This is a genomic window from Polaribacter sp. OB-PA-B3 (assembly GCF_054589375.1).
In genome coordinates, this window is sequence record NZ_BAAIIX010000016.1 from 1 (window position 1) to 940 (window position 940).

The following is a 940-nucleotide window of genomic DNA, read 5'->3' on the forward strand; positions in this document are numbered from 1 at the left end:
TTTTTGTCTACATCTATTTTCCTTCGGAAAATAGCCGTCGACTTAAAACGCAACTTTTAATAACACAAACACGTTGGGCACAATATAACTGAAAGAATGAAAAAACAATTATTTATTATATTTTTAGTTTTAAATTCTATTTTTAGTTTTTCTCAAATAGGACATTTAGAACCTGCGAAAGATTTTAGAGAATATGAAGGAATTCTAAAGGAATATTATGAAAATGTTTTTCCTTTGTTATATAATGGATTTTCTGAAAAACCTACAGCGAGATTTACATCAATGCCTTCTTTTTCAAATGAATATTCATTTTCAGTTGAAAATATAGCTGGAATTAAATACATAAAAAGTAATCGTTTATCTGAAAGTTTTTGGTATTCAAAAAAGAAAAGTAAAGTGCGAGTTATCTCGAAAAAGAAGAAAATAAGTGAAAAGTTATATTTGAAAATAACAGAACTATTTAAAGTACTTGAAAATCAAACAAAAGAAACTGAAGACGGAATAATTGGTTTTGACGGAACAACATATTATTTTGCTACCACAGATAATAATGGTGAAGTTAAAATCGGAGAAGTTTGGTCACCAAAAGGGAATTCTTTTCTTGCAAGAATTGTTGCAACTTGTGAGAATATATATTCTTTAGGAAAGCGAAAAAGAATTTCTGAATCAAAAATTATGGAAAGTATTGAAATATTATTGAATGAATTGAAAAAATAAACTACTGGCAACACTGTATATAATTTATTGCTGGCTTCTTGCCTACTTACGAAAGTCCTCGCGGACTTTCTTGGTCTGTAATTATTTACTAAATTAGTTGCTTAAACCACGCAACAAACCATATACAACAACGTTGTAGCACATTATGACCCGTCCTGAAATAAGGCTACATAATTTTAAACATTATGTATAGAAATGACAAAGTAATTAGACGTTACAGTGA

The 940-nt window shown here is 28.6% G+C and carries 1 protein-coding gene; it reads left to right on the plus strand.

The window, feature by feature from the left end; translation table 11 throughout:
• Nucleotides 1–96: 96 nt before the first annotated feature.
• Nucleotides 97–717 carry a hypothetical protein gene (locus ACYPV9_RS14215; RefSeq protein WP_459744827.1) on the plus strand — a complete coding sequence of 207 codons (621 nt, stop codon included), beginning with the start codon at nt 97–99 and terminating at the stop codon, nt 715–717.
• Nucleotides 718–940 lie beyond the last annotated feature (223 nt).

What these genes read in the sequence shown, in the direction of transcription:
- ACYPV9_RS14215 (WP_459744827.1), top strand. Translation starts at nt 97, where the DNA reads ATGAAAAAACAATTATTTATTATATTTTTAGTTTTAAATTCTATTTTT.